18 protein-coding genes are annotated in these 17,175 nt (G+C 58.8%); 12 read left to right on the top strand and 6 right to left on the bottom strand.

The window, feature by feature from the left end; all coding sequences use genetic code 11:
- Positions 1 to 318 precede the first annotated feature (318 nt).
- Together KVG88_RS17610 and KVG88_RS17605 are read right to left on the bottom strand one after the other, a co-directional pair.
- On the bottom strand, positions 319 to 1,539 hold the full coding sequence (locus KVG88_RS17610; RefSeq protein ID WP_217872132.1) for a CaiB/BaiF CoA transferase family protein: 1,221 nt from the start codon (positions 1,537 to 1,539) through the stop codon (positions 319 to 321).
- 13 nt (positions 1,540 to 1,552) lie between these two features.
- Positions 1,553 to 2,734, bottom strand: a complete 1,182-nt coding sequence (locus KVG88_RS17605; RefSeq protein ID WP_077047085.1) for an acyl-CoA dehydrogenase — start codon at positions 2,732 to 2,734, stop codon at positions 1,553 to 1,555.
- Positions 2,735 to 2,891: 157 nt separating this feature from the next.
- On the opposite strand from KVG88_RS17605, the gene KVG88_RS17600 reads away from it, so the two are divergent.
- From KVG88_RS17600 to KVG88_RS17555, 10 genes are all read left to right on the top strand, one after another.
- Positions 2,892 to 3,791, top strand: coding sequence for a LysR family transcriptional regulator (locus KVG88_RS17600; protein ID WP_150704220.1), 900 nt, complete (start codon positions 2,892 to 2,894; stop codon positions 3,789 to 3,791).
- Positions 3,792 to 4,226: 435 nt separating this feature from the next.
- Complete coding sequence (locus KVG88_RS17595) at positions 4,227 to 5,348, top strand: Re/Si-specific NAD(P)(+) transhydrogenase subunit alpha (RefSeq protein ID WP_217872131.1); 1,122 nt, start codon at positions 4,227 to 4,229, stop codon at positions 5,346 to 5,348.
- Positions 5,349 to 5,363: 15 nt separating this feature from the next.
- On the top strand, positions 5,364 to 5,687 hold the full coding sequence (locus KVG88_RS17590) for an NAD(P) transhydrogenase subunit alpha part 2 (protein WP_003187010.1): 324 nt from the start codon (positions 5,364 to 5,366) through the stop codon (positions 5,685 to 5,687).
- Complete coding sequence (locus KVG88_RS17585) at positions 5,687 to 7,120, top strand: NAD(P)(+) transhydrogenase (Re/Si-specific) subunit beta (protein WP_217872130.1); 1,434 nt, start codon at positions 5,687 to 5,689, stop codon at positions 7,118 to 7,120. The genes KVG88_RS17590 and KVG88_RS17585 overlap by 1 nt, the downstream gene beginning before the upstream one ends.
- A 214-nt stretch (positions 7,121 to 7,334) precedes the next feature.
- The gene (gene scpC, locus KVG88_RS17580) at positions 7,335 to 8,828 is read left to right on the top strand and encodes a succinyl-CoA:acetate CoA-transferase ScpC (protein WP_217872129.1); all 1,494 of its coding nucleotides are present in this window, start codon (positions 7,335 to 7,337) and stop codon (positions 8,826 to 8,828) included.
- 319 nt (positions 8,829 to 9,147) lie between these two features.
- Positions 9,148 to 9,363, top strand: coding sequence for a DUF1127 domain-containing protein (locus tag KVG88_RS17575; RefSeq protein ID WP_007902752.1), 216 nt, complete (start codon positions 9,148 to 9,150; stop codon positions 9,361 to 9,363).
- A 339-nt stretch (positions 9,364 to 9,702) separates the two neighbouring features.
- A complete protein-coding gene (locus tag KVG88_RS17570) occupies positions 9,703 to 10,020 on the top strand; it encodes a DUF2388 domain-containing protein (protein WP_217872128.1) in 318 nt (105 codons plus the stop codon).
- 107 nt (positions 10,021 to 10,127) lie between these two features.
- Positions 10,128 to 10,445: a DUF2388 domain-containing protein gene (locus KVG88_RS17565; protein WP_217872127.1), complete on the top strand. Its 318-nt coding sequence runs from the start codon at positions 10,128 to 10,130 to the stop codon at positions 10,443 to 10,445.
- A gap of 27 nt (positions 10,446 to 10,472) precedes the next feature.
- The gene (locus tag KVG88_RS17560; protein ID WP_150704214.1) at positions 10,473 to 10,793 is read left to right on the top strand and encodes a DUF2388 domain-containing protein; all 321 of its coding nucleotides are present in this window, start codon (positions 10,473 to 10,475) and stop codon (positions 10,791 to 10,793) included.
- A complete protein-coding gene (locus tag KVG88_RS17555) occupies positions 10,790 to 12,751 on the top strand; it encodes a DUF7844 domain-containing protein (RefSeq protein ID WP_217872126.1) in 1,962 nt (653 codons plus the stop codon). Before KVG88_RS17560 ends, KVG88_RS17555 begins: the two co-directional genes overlap by 4 nt.
- Before the next feature lie 97 nt (positions 12,752 to 12,848).
- Here KVG88_RS17555 and KVG88_RS17550 read toward each other — a convergent pair whose 3' ends face one another.
- The 3 genes from KVG88_RS17550 to trpB all read right to left on the bottom strand — a co-directional run bounded on the left by KVG88_RS17550 (position 12,849) and on the right by trpB (position 15,448).
- On the bottom strand, positions 12,849 to 13,295 hold the full coding sequence (locus KVG88_RS17550) for an anti-virulence regulator CigR family protein (protein ID WP_150704212.1): 447 nt from the start codon (positions 13,293 to 13,295) through the stop codon (positions 12,849 to 12,851).
- Between the two features lie 120 nt (positions 13,296 to 13,415).
- A complete protein-coding gene (gene trpA, locus KVG88_RS17545) occupies positions 13,416 to 14,228 on the bottom strand; it encodes a tryptophan synthase subunit alpha (protein ID WP_217872125.1) in 813 nt (270 codons plus the stop codon).
- Positions 14,228 to 15,448 carry a tryptophan synthase subunit beta gene (gene trpB, locus KVG88_RS17540; RefSeq protein WP_217872124.1) on the bottom strand — a complete coding sequence of 407 codons (1,221 nt, stop codon included), beginning with the start codon at positions 15,446 to 15,448 and terminating at the stop codon, positions 14,228 to 14,230. Before trpB ends, trpA begins: the two co-directional genes overlap by 1 nt.
- Before the next feature lie 125 nt (positions 15,449 to 15,573).
- On the opposite strand from trpB, the gene KVG88_RS17535 reads away from it, so the two are divergent.
- Positions 15,574 to 16,491 (top strand): LysR family transcriptional regulator, encoded by a 918-nt coding sequence (locus tag KVG88_RS17535; RefSeq protein ID WP_217872123.1) that lies wholly within the window; start codon positions 15,574 to 15,576, stop codon positions 16,489 to 16,491.
- Here the strand turns inward: KVG88_RS17535 and KVG88_RS17530 are convergent.
- Positions 16,464 to 16,790 (bottom strand): ElaB/YgaM/YqjD family protein, encoded by a 327-nt coding sequence (locus KVG88_RS17530; RefSeq protein WP_150704208.1) that lies wholly within the window; start codon positions 16,788 to 16,790, stop codon positions 16,464 to 16,466. The genes KVG88_RS17535 and KVG88_RS17530 overlap by 28 nt on opposite strands.
- Before the next feature lie 157 nt (positions 16,791 to 16,947).
- Between KVG88_RS17530 and KVG88_RS17525 the strand changes: the two genes are divergently transcribed.
- Entirely contained in the window at positions 16,948 to 17,163 is a 216-nt protein-coding gene (locus tag KVG88_RS17525; protein WP_075947107.1) for a dodecin, read from the top strand.
- Positions 17,164 to 17,175 lie beyond the last annotated feature (12 nt).

The following is a 17,175-nucleotide window of genomic DNA, read 5'->3' as shown; positions in this document are numbered from 1 at the left end:
TAACAACTTCAACCACTTGCGCTTTCGATCTCTCGTCAGCGGGAGGCGAATTCTACAGCGTTACACGCTGCTGTCAACACCTCTTTTTCAACTTCCTTTTGGCTTCGATGAACTGAAGCAACCTGCTGCCGAAAACTACGTAACTCATTGTTTACCAAGGAGTTTTCCGCTTCGACTGCGCCGGAAGTGGGGCGAATTATAGACACCTGAGATTTGCCGTCAAGCACTGATTTGGTTTTTCTATCAATAACTTACGAAAGACCTGAAAACGGCTCACCCAGAGACTGCAAAGCCGTTGCTTCTATATAGAAACCGCCCTCAAAGCACACCCGCCTCCTTCAAGGCGACCACAGCCCCGGCATCCAGCCCCAACACCCGCTGCAGAACTTCCAGCGTATGCTCACCCAACAACGGCGGGGCATGTCGGTACTCTACCGGTGTCTCGGACAGGCGAATCGGGCTTGCCACCTGTGGCACCATCCCCGCCAGTGCATGCGGCAATTCAATAGCCAGCCCCCGTGCCTTGACCTGCGGATCGGCAAACATCTGCGCCAAATCGTTGATCGGTCCGCACGGCACACCGGCCCGCTCCAACTGCGCGACCCATTCAGCCGTGGTCTTGAATACCGTCGCCTGACGAATCAGTGGAATCAGCTCTGCCCGGTTTGCCACCCGCAGCTTATTAGTTGCGAACCGAGGATCATCTGCCCACTGAGGCTGCCCCGCCACCTCCGCGAATTTGCGGAACTGGCCGTCATTCCCCACGGTAAGGATAAAGTCGCCATCGGCCGTAGGAAAATCCTGATAAGGCACGATGTTCGGATGAGCATTGCCCAAGCGTTTCGGCGCATTGCCCGTCGTCAGGTAGTTCATCGCCTGGTTGGCAAGACAGGCCACCTGCACATCCAGCAGCGCCATATCGATATGCTGGCCACCGCCGTCATGATCCCGATGCGCAAGCGCAGCAAGAATTGCCACCGTCGAGTAGAGCCCGGTCAGGATATCCGTCAGCGCCACGCCCACCTTCACCGGCCCGGCACCCTCCTCGCCTTCGGGTCGCCCCGTCAGGCTCATGAGGCCGCCCAGCCCCTGGATCATGAAGTCATAACCCGCGCGCTTGGCGTACGGCCCGGTCTGGCCGAACCCGGTAATCGAGCAGTAGATGAGATCCGGATTGATCGCCCTGAGAGTTTCGTAGTCCAGCCCATAAGCCGCCAGACCTCCCACCTTGAAGTTCTCGATCAGGATGTCTGACTTGGCCGCCAGCTCACGCACCAGCTTCTGCCCCTCCGGGCGCGTGAAGTCGATGGTGACGGACTGCTTGTTGCGATTGGCCGACAAGTAATAGGCGGCCTCGCTGGTGTTTTCGCCGTAGGCGTCCTTTAGGAAGGGTGGCCCCCAGGCGCGCGTGTCGTCACCATTGCCCGGACGCTCGACCTTGATCACTTCGGCACCGAGGTCGGCAAGAATCTGCCCGGCCCAAGGCCCGGCCAGTACCCGCGATAAATCCAGTACCCGCAGATGCGAAAGCGCGCCCATGGACGTTCTCCTATTAATAGAACGCCTGAATGCCGGTTTGCGCACGACCAAGGATCAGCGCGTGGACGTCGTGCGTACCTTCATAGGTATTGACCACTTCCAGGTTGACCAGATGACGGGCAACGCCGAATTCGTCGGAGATGCCGTTGCCGCCCAACATGTCGCGAGCCATACGCGCGATGTCCAGGGACTTGCCGCACGAGTTGCGCTTCATCATCGAAGTGATTTCGACCGCCGCCGTGCCTTCATCCTTCATGCGCCCCAAACGCAGGCAGCCTTGCAGCGCCATGGTGATCTCGGTTTGCATGTCGGCCAGTTTTTTCTGGATCAGTTGAGTGGCAGCCAATGGGCGACCGAACTGCTGACGGTCCAGGGTGTACTGGCGTGCGGTGTGCCAGCAGAACTCGGCAGCGCCCAGCGCTCCCCAAGAAATGCCATAACGCGCGGAGTTGAGGCAGGTGAAAGGACCTTTCAAGCCACGGACATCCGGGAAGATGTTCTCTTCAGGCACGAACACGTTATCCATGACGATTTCGCCAGTGATCGAAGCGCGCAAGCCAACCTTGCCGTGGATTGCCGGAGCGCTCAGACCTTTCCAGCCCTTCTCCAGTACGAAACCACGGATATCGCCCGCATCGTCCTTGCCCCAGACCACAAACACATCGGCGATCGGGCTGTTGGTGATCCACATCTTGCTGCCGGTCAGGCTGTAGCCGCCTTCGACTTTGCGTGCACGCGTAATCATCGCGCCCGGATCGGAACCGTGGTTAGGCTCAGTCAGACCGAAGCAGCCGATCCATTCTCCCGAGGCCAGTTTCGGCAGGTATTTCTGTTTCTGCGCTTCAGTGCCGAATTCATTGATGGGCACCATCACCAACGAAGACTGCACGCTCATCATCGAACGGTAGCCAGAATCGATGCGCTCGACCTCACGGGCGATCAGACCGTAGCTGACGTAGTTCAGACCGCTACCACCGTACTGCTCGGGGATGGTTGCGCCCAAGAGACCCACTTCACCCATTTCACGGAAGATCGCCGGATCGGTTTTTTCATGGCGGAACGCCTCGAGAATGCGCGGCGCGAGACTTTGCTGGGCGAACTGCGCAGCGGTGTCGCGAATCATGCGCTCTTCTTCGGTGAGCTGTTGATCCAGCAGCAAAGGATCGATCCAGTTGAAGCTAGCTTTACCGGCCATGAGTGTGTCCTCTCGAAACGGGTCAAATAACGTGGACTGATCCTAGGCCGGGTTCGGCGTCTCGGCAAACGAGGATTTCGCATACTGTTGTGCTAATTTCTCACTCCGAAATGTCGCATAACGCATTTAAGGCGATGTATTAGTGAGGTTGACGTACATGCGCAGGAAGATACCCAGCACAACTGCTCTGATCAGTTTTGAAGCCGCAGCGCGACACGAAAGCTTTACCAAGGCAGCCGAAGAACTATCGTTGACCCAAGGAGCGATTTGCCGACAGATCGCCAGCCTTGAGGAGTTCCTCAACGTGGAACTCTTCCGACGTTCCCGGCGTGGCGTGAAGTTGACTGAAGCCGGGCTTTCCTACAGCCGCCGGGTTGCCACCCAACTCGACGCCGTCGAGCGCGATACGCTGTCAGTGATGGGCCAGCAGGGAGCCAACGTCATTGAATTGGCCGTGGTGCCAACCTTCGGCACCCAATGGTTGCTGCCGCGGCTTAAAGACTTTCAGCAAAAGCACCCGGAAGTAACAGTCAACCTGACGAACCGCACGCGTCCTTTCCTGTTTGCCGATACAGACTTCGATGCCGCGATCTACTTCGGCGACGCCGATTGGTCGGGTACAGAATCCCACCGGCTGATGGGCGAAAATCCGATGCCCGTATGCAGCCCCGGCCTGCTCGGAAAAAAGAACCATCTGAGCCCAAGCGAAATCGCCGACCTCCCCCTCCTGCAACAAACCACTCGGCCTTACGCCTGGAGACAGTGGTTCAACTCCCAACATCTGAATATCCCTCGCGACATGACAGGTGCGCGCTACGAGCTATTCTCCATGCTCGCCCAGGCGGCGATGCACGACATGGGCATTGCCTTGATCCCGCCGTTCCTGATTCAACGTGAACTGGCCGAGAGGCGCCTGGTCATCGCCAACCACCAGGCACTCTCCAGCATCAAGGCTTATTACCTGATGATTCCTGATCGAAAGGTCGAATCTGCGTCTTTGAGAGCTTTTCGAGATTGGCTGGTCACTCAGGCACATAGCTACAGCCTAGAAGGATAAAGGCTTAGCACCATTAACTGACCCCGTAGTCAGCAAATAAAAAACCCTACAGATATAAGGATATGTCGCATAACCGCAAACTGTTCCGAGAAGCAGTACAACCGTCCCACAAGCGCCTGAACACGCGGCTTTGCGCCACTATTCAGAGGCGATGCCGCATCATTCATATGGCCGATGTGTAAATTCTTCAATTTCGGCCAGAATCCTTGCAAGGCACGGCCTGCAAGGGATTGAACCCGTGGGTTGCGACATTCGGTCACGGGGTGACTTGTAGTTAATTTTCCGTCACCCGTCATAATCCCTTGAAGGGCACAAAGTTCGCCTGCAAAATGCCGCGCCCCGCCCTGATTTGGCGGGATCGTGCTGATCGGCCGCCCCAGCCGCACCATCCGTAGTGCATGGGTTTACTCAATAAGATCACGCAGGAGATTTGACGTGCACATTGGTGTTCCTCTCGAAACCCAGACCGGTGAAACACGGGTTGCTGCAACCCCGGAAACCATCAAGAAACTGATCGGCCAGGGTCATAAGGTCACTGTACAAAGCGGCGCCGGCATTAATGCCAGTGTTGTCGACAGTGCCTATGAAGCGGCAGGCGCAAGCATTGGCAGCGCCAATGATGCGTTTGGTGCGGAGCTGATTCTTAAAGTAGTCGCCCCCAGCGACAGCGAGCTCGCACTGATCAAGAGCGGCACCGTTGTGGTGGGCATGCTCAATCCGTTCAGTAATGAAACCATCGCCAAGATGGCCGAGTGCGGCATTACCGCGTTCGCGCTGGAAGCGGCACCACGTACTTCCCGCGCCCAGAGCCTGGACGTGCTGTCGTCGCAAGCCAACATTGCCGGCTACAAGGCTGTGTTACTGGCTGCTCACCACTATCCGCGCTTCATGCCAATGCTGATGACGGCGGCGGGAACCGTGAAAGCGGCGCGCGTGCTGATTCTCGGTGCCGGCGTTGCCGGGTTGCAGGCGATTGCAACGGCAAAACGCCTGGGTGCGGTGATCGAAGCCTCTGACGTGCGTCCTGCGGTGAAGGAACAGATCGAGTCCCTCGGCGCCAAGTTCGTCGACGTGCCGTACGAGACCGATGAAGAGCGTGAATGCGCCGTCGGTGTTGGCGGTTACGCACGCCCTATGCCGGCCAGCTGGATGCAGCGCCAGGCCGTGGCCGTACACGAACGCGCCAAACAGGCTGACATCGTCATCACTACCGCTCTGATTCCAGGTCGCAAGGCTCCGACGTTGTTGAGCGCGGAAACCGTGGCGCAGATGAAACCAGGCTCGGTGGTCATCGACCTCGCCGCCGCCCAAGGTGGTAACTGCCCGCTGACCGTGGCCGATCAAGTGGTCGTTGAGAACGGCGTGACCATTGTCGGCCCGACCAATCTGGCCGGTGCAGTGGCAGCTGACGCTTCGGCGTTGTACGCCCGCAACTTGCTGGACTTCCTGAAGCTGGTCTTCACCAAGGAAGGCCAGTTCGAGATCAACCTCGAAGACGACATCGTCGCCGCGTGCCTGATGTGCCGCGACGGCCAAGTCATCCGCAAAAACGCCTAAGCAGGGATTCAGACGATGGAAGAGCTTATCTCCCCCGGTATCTACAACCTGATCATCTTCGTGCTGGCGATTTATGTCGGTTACCACGTGGTCTGGAACGTTACGCCTGCGCTGCACACGCCGCTGATGGCCGTGACCAACGCCATCTCGGCGATCGTGATCGTCGGCGCCATGCTCGCTGCCGCCTTGACCGTCACACCACTGGGTAAAACCATGGGCACCCTGGCGGTGGCCCTGGCCGCGGTAAACGTATTCGGTGGCTTCCTGGTCACCCGCCGCATGCTTGAGATGTTCAAGAAAAAAGCCCCGAAAGCCGTAAAAGAAGAGGCGCCGAAGTAATGAGCATGAACCTTGTAACGACGCTCTACCTGATCGCGTCGATCTGCTTCATTCAGGCCCTCAAAGGCCTGTCGCACCCGACCACTTCGCGTCGCGGTAACCTGTTCGGCATGCTCGGCATGGCGCTGGCGATCCTGACCACGGTCGGCCTGATCTATAAGCTGGGCGCCGAGCTAGCCACGGCGGGTATCGGTTACGTAATTGTCGGCCTGCTGATCGGCGGCACCGCTGGCTCGATCATGGCCAAGCGCGTTGAAATGACCAAGATACCGGAACTGGTAGCGTTCATGCACAGCATGATCGGTCTGGCCGCAGTGTTCATCGCCATTGCGGCGGTGGTCGAGCCGCAATCGTTGGGTATCGTCAAGCAACTGGGCGACTCGATCCCGGCAGGTAACCGCCTGGAACTGTTCCTCGGCGCAGCCATCGGTGCAATCACCTTTTCCGGTTCGGTCATCGCGTTCGGCAAGCTGTCGGGCAAGTACAAGTTCCGTCTGTTCCAAGGCGCACCTGTACAGTTCACCGGCCAGCATAAGCTAAACGCGGTACTGGGCCTGGCGACACTGGCACTCGGCCTGACCTTCATGTTCACCGGCAACCTCACCGCGTTTGCGCTGATGCTCGCACTGGCGTTCGTGATGGGCGTGTTGATCATCATCCCGATCGGTGGCGCCGACATGCCAGTGGTCGTGTCGATGCTCAACAGCTATTCCGGCTGGGCGGCGGCGGGTATCGGCTTCTCGCTGAACAACTCGATGCTGATCATCGCCGGCTCGCTGGTAGGTTCGTCCGGTGCGATCCTCTCGTACATCATGTGCAAGGCGATGAACCGCTCCTTCTTCAATGTTCTGCTCGGCGGTTTCGGCAACACAGCCGACGCCGGTCCCGCAGGCGCGAAAGAAGCTCGTCCGGTGAAATCCGGTTCGGCTGACGACGCGACCTTCCTGCTGACCAACGCCGACACCGTGATCATCGTCCCGGGCTACGGCCTGGCGGTTGCGCGAGCTCAGCATGCGCTGAAAGAACTGACCGAGAAGCTGACACACCGCGGCGTGACCGTGAAATACGCGATCCACCCGGTTGCCGGTCGTATGCCGGGCCACATGAACGTGTTGCTGGCCGAGGCCGAAGTGCCTTACGACCAAGTGTTCGAGATGGAGGACATCAACTCCGAGTTCGGCCAGGCCGACGTGGTGTTGGTACTGGGCGCCAACGACGTGGTCAACCCCGCGGCCAAGAACGATCCGAAATCGCCGATTGCCGGCATGCCGATTCTGGAAGCATTCAAAGCCAAGACCATCATCGTCAACAAGCGCTCGATGGCCAGCGGCTATGCCGGTCTGGACAACGAACTGTTCTACCTGGACAAAACCATGATGGTCTTCGGCGACGCCAAGAAAGTCATCGAAGACATGGTTAAAGCCGTCGAGTAAGCAGCTTCGCATTACTCAAACGCCCCGATTCGTCGGGGCGTTTTTGTTTGTGAAAACCGTCGGACAAACCGCTCATTTGTTACCGATACCGTAACGGTGTTTTGCTTGAAAGCCGCGCAATAGAGGCCTCGTTTGCGACCTTGGTAGCGGGACACGGGCTAGCGAAATTAACTAGACTGCGCGTCCTGATACCCGTTGCCCGAGATAACAATCCATGTACCGTGACCGTATTCGCCTGCCTTCGTTGTTGGATAAAGTGATGAGCGCTGCCGACGCCGCCGCTCTGATTCAAGACGGCATGACCGTTGGCATGAGCGGCTTCACCCGCGCCGGCGAAGCCAAGGCCGTACCCCACGCACTGGCCGAGCGGGCCAAGGTCACGCCGCTGAAGATCAGCCTGATGACCGGCGCCAGCCTGGGCAACGACCTCGACAAGCAACTCACCGAAGCCGGCGTGCTGTCCCGACGCATGCCGTTCCAGGTAGACAGCACCTTGCGCAAGGCGATCAACGCCGGCGAAGTGATGTTCATCGACCAGCACCTGTCGGAAACCGTCGAGCAACTGCGTAACCAACAGCTCAAGCTGCCGGACATCGCGGTGATCGAAGCCGTGGCCATCACCGAACAGGGCCATATCGTGCCGACCACGTCGGTGGGCAACTCCGCCAGCTTCGCGATTTTCGCCAAACACGTGATCGTCGAGATCAACCTGGCGCACAACCCGAATCTCGAAGGCCTGCACGACATCTATATCCCGACCTATCGTCCGACTCGCACACCGATTCCACTGGTCAAGGTCGACGATCGCATTGGCAGCACGGCAATCCCGATTCCGCCGGAAAAGATCGTCGCGATCGTGATCACAAATCAGTCGGATTCACCATCCACCGTGTTGCCACCGGACGTCGATACCCAAGCTATCGCCGACCATCTGATCGACTTCTTCAAACAGGAAGTGGACGCCGGGCGTATGACCAATAAGCTCGGCCCGCTGCAGGCAGGGATCGGCACGATCGCCAACTCGGTGATGTGCGGCCTGATCAATTCACCTTTCGAAGACCTGACGATGTATTCCGAAGTGCTGCAAGACTCGACGTTTGACCTGATCGACGCAGGCAAACTGAGCTTTGCTTCGGGAAGTTCGATTACCCTGTCCAGCCGCCGCAATGCCGACGTGTTCGGTAACCTTGAACGCTACAAGGACAAACTGGTGCTGCGCCCGCAGGAGATCTCCAATCACCCCGAAGTGGTGCGCCGCCTTGGCATCATCGGGATCAACACAGCGCTTGAGTTCGACATCTATGGCAACGTCAACTCCACCCATGTCTGCGGCACGCGGATGATGAACGGCATTGGCGGCTCGGGCGACTTTGCGCGCAATGCGCATCTGGCGATCTTCGTGACCAAGTCGATTGCCAAGGGCGGCGCGATTTCCAGCGTGGTGCCGATGGTCAGCCATGTAGATCACACCGAACACGACGTCGACATTCTGGTCACCGAAGTCGGGCTGGCCGACCTGCGCGGCTTGGCACCTCGTGAACGCGCCCGGGTCATCATCGACAACTGTGTGCACCCGGATTACCGGCAGGCATTGAACACCTACTTTGAAAGCGCCTGTGCCGTGGGCGGGCACACCCCGCATATCTTGCGCGAAGCCCTGAGCTGGCACATGAACCTGGAAGAAACCGGGCGAATGATCGCCGTGTAATTAGTACAGATCGCCGCTGACGCAAACACAGTTTCGTCAGCAGGTGATTGTTCAACCCTAATCTCGAAAAAACTGTACTGCTGTACCGGTCATTTCCTACCGCAACATCCTACAAATCCGTACCAAAACGTCAAAAATGCACCCTAATGGAGCAGACAGGTACAGTTGCCTCAATTTCGACCAGTACACCCCCTATAAACAGTTAACTGAGCTCTCACAATACAGATGAACTGTATCTACAGAGACTAGGCAAACGAGAGGATCATGGGCACCAGTTAAACCACTACCTAATCCCGCCACAAGCGGAAGGATGTCAACCATGGAACGTACACTCAGTTCCGAACTGTTCTTCGAAGACACTGCTGCAAAAACCCAGGCTTCCATGCCTCTGCGCGTTATCGCCAACCTGATGTTGTGGCAGCGCCGCATCTCCAGCCGCCACCAATTGGCCCGTCTGGATTCGCGTCTGCTGGCTGACGCCGGGATTAGCGAAGCACAACGCTACGAAGAGCTGAGCAAGCCGTTCTGGCGCTAAGTTAGCGTCGCTGGCTCTGACCTGCAGGTCCACCGCCAGCAACCCGAATTGAATAAGCAGAACCCGTCGTGAGAAATCACGACGGGTTTTGTCGTTTCAGGCCCTCGGAAAACACACAACAGTACAGTTTTACTAAAAACAAACATGACTGGTACAGTTTAGATGCTGGCGTTTAATGTTCCTACCCGCCACTGTTAAGTGTTTTTTCTCCAAGACTGTTCGAACCGCCCTACTCCGGCCTACTATCAAATCAGAACGTGGCGAATGCCGAGTGTCTGGCGTCTGATTCATCAGATACTGCGCCACCTCTCAATCCGGTTTATCCAAAGGAGTTACACCATGACACGCCTTCGTCTGCTCAGCGCTGCAGCCCTGCTTGCCGTGGCTGCCAATGCCCACGCCACCAGCTTCATCGTGACCACCGATGCAGTCGTCGGTGCACTCAAAGCCACATCCGATGCGACCTCCGACGTCACGTCTTCGTTTAAAGACGACAAGATCGTGCTCGCGGCCCGTGACGACGCCGCCAGCTTTGTCGCCAGTCAAGGCGCGATTCGCGGAGTAAAACTGGAAAGCGCGCTGGACCACATTCGGCACCAGTCGCCACAGCTCAACGCTACCGATGCACAATTGGCCCAGGCGATCCTGACGATCTAAGCGTCTGCGCGGATTTGGGGCACGCCCAGCGTGTCCCAATGTTTCCAGGCTGGCTCTAGACCGGGGGTTACGCTAGCCTTGGGGCTCACTTTCAATAGTCGAGTCTCATGCGTTTTCTTTCAAAATCATTCATCCTCCCTGTGTTTTTTGCGGCCACCTGCGCGGGCTCGGCCCATGCTTTTGACGCTTTCAATCTGTCGACCCAGGGCACTGTGGCCAGCGGTTACGCCACAAGCCTGGTGACCTCCGCGCCCTTCGACCATAAACTGCTGCTTGCCGCCCGGGATGATGCCTCGGCATTCATCGCCAGTGACGGCCAATTGAGAGGCGCACAACTGGAATCGGCCCTGTCTTACCTGCGCCGGACCCAGCCAAAACTTCATGCCAGCGACCTTGAACTGGCACAGGCAATTCTCGTCCAATAGTTATCCCCAGTTCTCCGGAGTCGTTCCATGCGTAACCCGCTGATTGCCGCCACCCTTGGCCTGCTGTTGTTGGCCGATGTGGCCCAGGCCCATACCCTGGTTGCCACCAGTAACATTCTTATCCGCGCGACCCAGCGCACACTGGACTTCACGTCCGATACCACCACGTCCATTCGCGACTCGAAAATCGTCCGCGAAGCTCAGGACGACGCCGCCAGCTTCGTCGCCAGCAACGGAGACATCCGTGGTGCACACCTGGAGTCGGCACTCAATTTGCTGCGCACCCGCGTTCCGGAAGCCCGAGACGCCAGTGATCAGGATCTCGCTGAAGCCATCCTCGCACTGTGAGGTCTCCAGCAGCCTGGCTGTTGGCCGGGGCCATGTTGCTGCTCGGCAACATGGCCCACGCCGACCTTGAACTCCACTTGAAGACCGAAGGCCTGAGCCCCGCACAACAGCAGGCCAGCCAGGCATTGCTGGATGAAGCCATGCAGGCGTTGCCGCCGCAGTTCATCAAGCTGCTCGACCGGCGAATCGACGTCGGCTGGACCGATGACATGCCCGCCAACGCCTATGGCCAGGCATCACCGGTGTCAGAGCTCGATTTGAACCGCAACCTGCTGGCCAGCCTGACTGACGGTAGCGCGGCGACCAAAAAGACCAATCGCCCCCATGGCACTGTGCGGCGGGAAATGCTCGCTACGGTGCTGCATGAACTGACCCACATCTATGACCGCTCACGCTTGTGGCCGCAGGCGGAGCGCAAGCTGATTCAACGATGCACCCGACTGGACAGCAGCGCGGGGCTGATCGGTATTCCTGATGAATGCCGAGGCCAGTCCGGCCGGCGCTTTACCCTCAGCGACGATCCGCGCCTGCTCGATCTCGCCGGTTGGCCGCAATACGTCGGTCGTCGCGGCGAGCGCGAACAGCACAACCGCCAGATCGCCCGTAGCCCGGACATCTACGAGACCAGCAGCCCCAAAGAGTTCGTCGCGGTCAACATGGAGTATTTCCTCCTCGACCCGAGCTACGCCTGCCGTCGTCCCGCGCTTTACCGCTATTACAAAGAGCACTTTGGTTGGGCGCCAGCCGCTAAAGGCGACTGCGGCAAAACCTTTGCCTTTCTCAATGCCGGCAACGATTTTGCCAAAACGCCACTGGGCCAGGTCGATCCGGAGCGCGTTTACGCCGTCGACTATCTGCTGGCCGAAGCGAACCAGAACTGGGTCAGCCGCTGGGGCCACAGCATGTTGCGCCTGGTGATCTGCGCCCCGGGCCGGCCAAGAGGTCCGGATTGTCGGTTGGATCTGGACCAGCATCTGGTGCTGTCGTACCGAGCCTTTGTCGGCGATGTGCAGCTATCGAGTTGGGACGGCCTGGTCGGTAAATATCCATCACGGTTGTTTGTGTTACCGCTGGCTCAGGTCATTGATGAATACACCAAGACCGAACTGCGCAGCCTGGCGTCCGTGCCGCTGAACCTGTCGCGTAGCGAGATCGAAGGCGTAGTGGAACGAGCCGCCGAGATGCACTGGAGCTACGACGGCAACTACTTCTTCCTGTCCAACAACTGCGCCGTGGAGGAGCTGAAGCTGCTGCGCAGCGGCACCAACAATTCGAAACTGGTCGCTCTGGACAACATCATGCCCAACGGCCTGCTGGAAGTGCTGAAGGGCCGGAAAATGGCGGATACCAGTGTGCTGGACGATCCGCGGGAAGCGTTGCGTCTGGGCTATCGGTTCGACTCCTTCCGCGATCGCTATCAAGCGATGTTCGAGGTGCTGAAAAAGAACATGCCGGTCAAACAGGACACCGTCGAAGACTGGCTGGACTTGAAGGCCGAAGAACGCCGCACCTGGTTCGAACAGGCTGATTTGCGCACCAGCGCCGCCCTGCTACTACTGGAACAGGCGAGTTTTCGGCGCCAGTTGTTGCTGGCTCAGGACGAGGTCAAGCAGCGCTATCTCGGCGCTCGAGAACTGAAGAACGGCGGAATGGACAAGGCTAACGCCACACTGAGGCAGATTCTCGACAACAGCGGCTTCCTCAGCCGTCCGGCAGAACTGCTCGGTAGCGGTGGATATGGTTTGCCGCAGCCCAATGAGTGGCAGCGTCTGGAGTCGGAAACCAGCCTGCGACAGAAGCAGCTTCAGGCGCTGACCGGGGATCTGGACAAGGAAGTCAGGGCACTGCTCGAGCCAGCGCGCGCGGCCGAGATGGCTGCCAACGAAGCCAACGTGAAACAAATCGGCGAACATCTGCGCAAGCTGCACAAAGCATCAGGTGGCTTGGAGTTGCCTTGAGGTTGTAAAAACAAAGATCGCAGCCTGCGGCAGCTCCTACAGGGGACGCATTTTCATGTAGGAGCTGCCGCAGGCTGCGATCTTTTTTATGCGCGTCTCAGTAAAGAACCCCCTGCAATACCTCATAAACAATCCCGCTTCCCACCGCGATCAACACAACATCACCACCTGCCCGGCGCCATTCGTATCCGGGGTAGTACGGCAGCCGACTCAGCGCGCGGTTGTCCAGGCGTTCGCCGTAATAGCCACGGGGCAGTGGCCGACCGCGCTCCAGATGAATGCCAGGAGGCGGCGGCGCACCTCGAACGAAATAGTCATGATGGTCGTGGATCGTCTGGCGCACCGGGCCAAAATCCCGTGGCGGCGGCCCACCGCGACGATTGTCGTGTCCGTCACGATGATCGTTGTCGTGGTTATCGTAATGGCCTTGTTGCGGCCCGCCGTGGTCGTGATCGTCGCGTTGATCGGCGCTGACGTGCAGCAAGGGGGTCGCACTGAGCATCAGCACACCCAGGCTGGCAATCAGACGTTTCGGCATTTTCATTGGGTATTCCTCACAACACACACAGCAAAAAGGGCTTCAGAACGTAGTCCTGAAGCCCTCGGTCTTGCTGATTAGTCTGTGCCGAAAGGCTCTAATTCCTCTGTATCAGGAACTTTACCTTCAGCTGACGCGAGCCTTACGCACGCCCTCGGACAACGCCGAGCAAAGGCTCAAGACGCCATCGACTGCCTGCTCCGGTGTCGTCGCATTGGCGATGTGATCGATCAATGCCGAACCGACCACCACGCCATCGGCCAGACGCGCGATGTTGGCCGCTTGCTCCGGTGTGCGAATACCGAAACCGATGCTGATCGGCAGATCGGTATGGCGACGCAGACGAGCGACCGCTTCTTCGACGTGCTCCAGCGTGGCCGCGCCAGCGCCGGTCACACCGGCCACTGACACGTAATACACGAACCCGGAGCTGCCGTTGAGCACCGTTGGCAGGCGCACGTCATCGGTGGTCGGCGTGGTCAGGCGGATGAAGTCGATGCCCGCCGCTTGAGCCGGATCGCACAGTTCGCCGTTATGCTCAGGCGGCATGTCGACCACGATCAAGCCATCGACACCGGCCTCTTTCGCATCGGCAATGAAGCGTGGCACGCCGTACATGTGGATCGGGTTGAAGTAACCCATCAGCACCAGCGGAGTTTGATTGTTGTCCTTGCGGAACTCGCGGACCATTTGCAGGGTTTTCGCCAGGTTCTGCTTGGCGCCCAATGCACGGATGTTGGCGAGCTGGATCGCCGGGCCGTCGGCCATTGGATCGGTGAAGGGCATGCCCAACTCGATCACATCGGCACCAGCGCCCGGCAAGCCTTTGAGGATGGCCAACGAGGTGTCGTAGCTCGGGTCGCCAGCGGTGACGAAAGTCACCAGGGCGGCGCGGTTCTGTTCCTTGAGTTCGGCAAAACGTGTTTGCAGGCGGCTCATCAGTGTTTCTCCTGCTGCGATTGTTCCATATGGTGCATCACGGTCTGCATGTCTTTGTCGCCACGGCCGGACAGGTTGACCACCATCAGGTGATCTTTCGGCAGGTTCGGTGCGCGCTTGAACACTTCAGCCAGGGCATGGGCACTTTCCAGGGCAGGAATGATCCCTTCCAGGCGGCAGCATTGGTGGAACGCGGCGAGGGCTTCGTCGTCGGTCACCGAGGTGTACTGAACGCGGCCGATGTCATGCAACCAGGCGTGTTCCGGGCCGATGCCTGGGTAGTCCAGGCCAGCGGAGATCGAGTGGGCGTCGATGATCTGGCCATCGTCGTCCTGCAGCAGGAAGGTACGGTTACCATGCAACACCCCGGGTACGCCGCCGTTCAGGCTGGCCGCGTGTTTACCGGTTTCAATGCCGTAACCCGCGGCTTCCACACCGATGATTTCCACGCTCTTGTCGTCGAGGAACGGGTGGAACAGGCCCATGGCGTTGGAACCGCCACCGATGCACGCCACGAGGCTGTCCGGCAGGCGGCCTTCCTGAGCTTGCAGCTGGTCGCGGGTTTCCTTGCCGATGACGGCCTGGAAATCGCGAACCATGGCTGGATACGGGTGCGGACCGGCCACGGTGCCGATCAGGTAGAAAGTGCTGTCGACGTTGGTCACCCAGTCACGCAGGGCTTCGTTCATCGCGTCCTTCAGGGTGCCGGTGCCGGCTACGACCGGGATCACTTCGGCGCCCAGCAACTTCATACGGAATACGTTGGCCTGCTGACGTTCGATGTCAGTGGTGCCCATGTAGATCACGCAGTCCAGGCCAAAACGTGCCGCCACGGTGGCGGTTGCCACGCCGTGCATGCCAGCGCCGGTCTCGGCGATGATGCGTTTTTTGCCCATGCGCCGCGCCAGCAGGATCTGGCCGATGCAGTTGTTGATCTTGTGCGCGCCGGTGTGGTTCAGCTCTTCGCGCTTGAGGTAAACCTTCGCACCACCGCAGAATTCGGTCAGGCGCTCGGCAAAATACAGTGGGCTTGGGCGTCCGACGTAGTCGCGCTGGAAGTAGGCCAATTCTTCTTTGAATGCCGGATCTTCCTTGGCTGCTTCGTATTCACGGGCCAGGTCGAGGATCAACGGCATCAGGGTTTCAGCGACATAACGGCCGCCGAACGCGCCAAACAGGCCGTTGGCGTCAGGGCCGTTGCGCAGATTAGTCTGGGTCATTTGGGCGCTCCAGTTGAATGCGTGAAGGGGTGCATAAAGAGTCAGTGGGGTCCACTCTACCCCTGACGTCCCGACCTGAAAACCGATAAGATCGCCGCAACCTGTCAGGAAAACTCACAGATAAAATGAGCCACGACCTTCCCCCGCTCAACGCCCTTCGCGCATTTGAGGCCACAGCTCGCCTGAACAGTGTCAGTCAGGCGGCGGAACAGCTGCACGTCACCCATGGCGCAGTCAGCCGTCAGTTGAAGGTGCTTGAAGAACATCTCGGTGTGAGCCTTTTCATCAAGGATGGTCGCGGCCTTAAACTCACAGATGCCGGGATACGGTTGCGTGACGCCAGTGCTGAAGCGTTCGAACGCTTGCGTACCGTCTGCGCAGAACTCACGCAAAGCACCGCCGATGCGCCATTCGTGCTGGGCTGCTCCGGAAGCTTGCTGGCTCGCTGGTTCATTCCGCGCCTGGGGCGGCTGAATGCCGACCTGCCGGATCTGCGCTTGCACCTGTCAGCCGGCGAAGGCGATCTCGATCCGCGTCGCCCGGGCCTGGATGCCTTGCTGGTGTTTGCCGAACCGCCCTGGCCCGCCGACATGCAAGTTTTCGAGCTGGCCAGCGAACGGATCGGCCCGGTCATGAGCCCGCGGTTCGCCGGTTACGAACGCCTGCAAACAGCAGCGCCTACCGCCCTGCTCAACGAATCGTTGCTGCACACCACCTCACGCCCGCAAGCCTGGCCCAGTTGGGCACAACAAAGCGGCCTCGACGCCAAGGCGTTGAAGTACGGGCAGGGTTTCGAACATTTGTATTATTTACTGGAAGCGGCCGTGGCGGGTCTGGGCGTGGCAATTGCCCCGGAGCCGCTGGTGATCGAAGACTTGAAGGCAGGTCGCTTGGTGGCGCCATGGGGCTTCAGTGAAACCCCGGCACATCTGGCGTTGTGGCTACCCAAGCGCGCCGCAGACGGGCGCGCCCGGCAACTGGCGCAATGGCTCAAAAATGAGCTGCGCCAGACGGATCAGTCGCCGCGTTTACACAGCAAGTAAGCCGCCAACAGGCCCAGAGCGCCCACGGCAACACCCGCTGTCGTCCAAGGGTGTTCCTGCGCGTAGTCCCGAGTGGCAATGCCAGTCTCACGGGTTTTGACCTTGACCTCTTCATAGGCATCGGAGAGCAGATGGCGCGAATGCCGCAATGCGTTCTCGGCGTTGCCTTTGAGTACCTTGAGGGTTTTACGCGACTCGTCCGAGGCGTCGTCCTTCAGGTTTTCCAAGGATTTGAGCAGACTCTCGATCTCCGCTTCCATGCTTTGCAATGAGGCTTTACGTAACGAGCTGTTGGCCATGGTGGCTCTCCTGCATTGTTGATGAGTGGCGTGTGTTGGTTGGGACTTCAGTGGCTCGAGAAAGTGCAGTAAATGTGAACTTCCTTGTCGGATAGACCGACAGAAGTAAGACGGAAATTCACTGCTAGGCTGTATTTCACACCCATAGGAGAACGCCATGTCTGACCATCACACCTACAAGAAAGTCGAACTGGTTGGCTCGTCCACCAGCAGCATTGAAGATGCGATCAACAACGCCCTGGCTGAAGCGGCCAAAAGCATCAAACACCTGGAATGGTTTGAGGTGACCGAAACCCGTGGGCATATCAAGGACGGCAAGGCTGCGCACTTCCAGGTGACACTCAAAGTCGGATTCCGGATTGCCAGCAGCTGAGTCTCGGCCTGT

The sequence above is a fragment of the Pseudomonas azerbaijanoccidentalis genome (genome assembly GCF_019145495.1).
Classification (GTDB): domain Bacteria; phylum Pseudomonadota; class Gammaproteobacteria; order Pseudomonadales; family Pseudomonadaceae; genus Aquipseudomonas; species Aquipseudomonas azerbaijanoccidentalis.
The sequence above is the reverse complement of the archived record's forward strand: the minus strand, read 5'-3'. Positions and strand labels throughout refer to the sequence as shown.

Excerpts from the sequence above, each read along its gene's own strand:
- KVG88_RS17575 (WP_007902752.1), top strand. The coding sequence starts at position 9,148 with ATGGAACGTACACTCAGTTCCGAACTGTTCTTCGAAGACACTGCTGCA.
- KVG88_RS17530 (WP_150704208.1), bottom strand. The coding sequence starts at position 16,790 with ATGGCCAACAGCTCGTTACGTAAAGCCTCATTGCAAAGCATGGAAGCG.
- KVG88_RS17535 (WP_217872123.1), top strand. The coding sequence starts at position 15,574 with ATGAGCCACGACCTTCCCCCGCTCAACGCCCTTCGCGCATTTGAGGCC.
- KVG88_RS17560 (WP_150704214.1), top strand. The coding sequence starts at position 10,473 with ATGCGTAACCCGCTGATTGCCGCCACCCTTGGCCTGCTGTTGTTGGCC.
- KVG88_RS17525 (WP_075947107.1), top strand. The coding sequence starts at position 16,948 with ATGTCTGACCATCACACCTACAAGAAAGTCGAACTGGTTGGCTCGTCC.
- scpC (WP_217872129.1), top strand. The coding sequence starts at position 7,335 with ATGTACCGTGACCGTATTCGCCTGCCTTCGTTGTTGGATAAAGTGATG.
- KVG88_RS17590 (WP_003187010.1), top strand. The coding sequence starts at position 5,364 with ATGGAAGAGCTTATCTCCCCCGGTATCTACAACCTGATCATCTTCGTG.
- KVG88_RS17570 (WP_217872128.1), top strand. The coding sequence starts at position 9,703 with ATGACACGCCTTCGTCTGCTCAGCGCTGCAGCCCTGCTTGCCGTGGCT.
- KVG88_RS17550 (WP_150704212.1), bottom strand. The coding sequence starts at position 13,295 with ATGAAAATGCCGAAACGTCTGATTGCCAGCCTGGGTGTGCTGATGCTC.
- trpA (WP_217872125.1), bottom strand. The coding sequence starts at position 14,228 with ATGAGCCGCCTGCAAACACGTTTTGCCGAACTCAAGGAACAGAACCGC.
- KVG88_RS17565 (WP_217872127.1), top strand. The coding sequence starts at position 10,128 with ATGCGTTTTCTTTCAAAATCATTCATCCTCCCTGTGTTTTTTGCGGCC.
- KVG88_RS17585 (WP_217872130.1), top strand. The coding sequence starts at position 5,687 with ATGAGCATGAACCTTGTAACGACGCTCTACCTGATCGCGTCGATCTGC.
- KVG88_RS17600 (WP_150704220.1), top strand. The coding sequence starts at position 2,892 with ATGCGCAGGAAGATACCCAGCACAACTGCTCTGATCAGTTTTGAAGCC.
- KVG88_RS17610 (WP_217872132.1), bottom strand. The coding sequence starts at position 1,539 with ATGGGCGCGCTTTCGCATCTGCGGGTACTGGATTTATCGCGGGTACTG.
- KVG88_RS17605 (WP_077047085.1), bottom strand. The coding sequence starts at position 2,734 with ATGGCCGGTAAAGCTAGCTTCAACTGGATCGATCCTTTGCTGCTGGAT.
- trpB (WP_217872124.1), bottom strand. The coding sequence starts at position 15,448 with ATGACCCAGACTAATCTGCGCAACGGCCCTGACGCCAACGGCCTGTTT.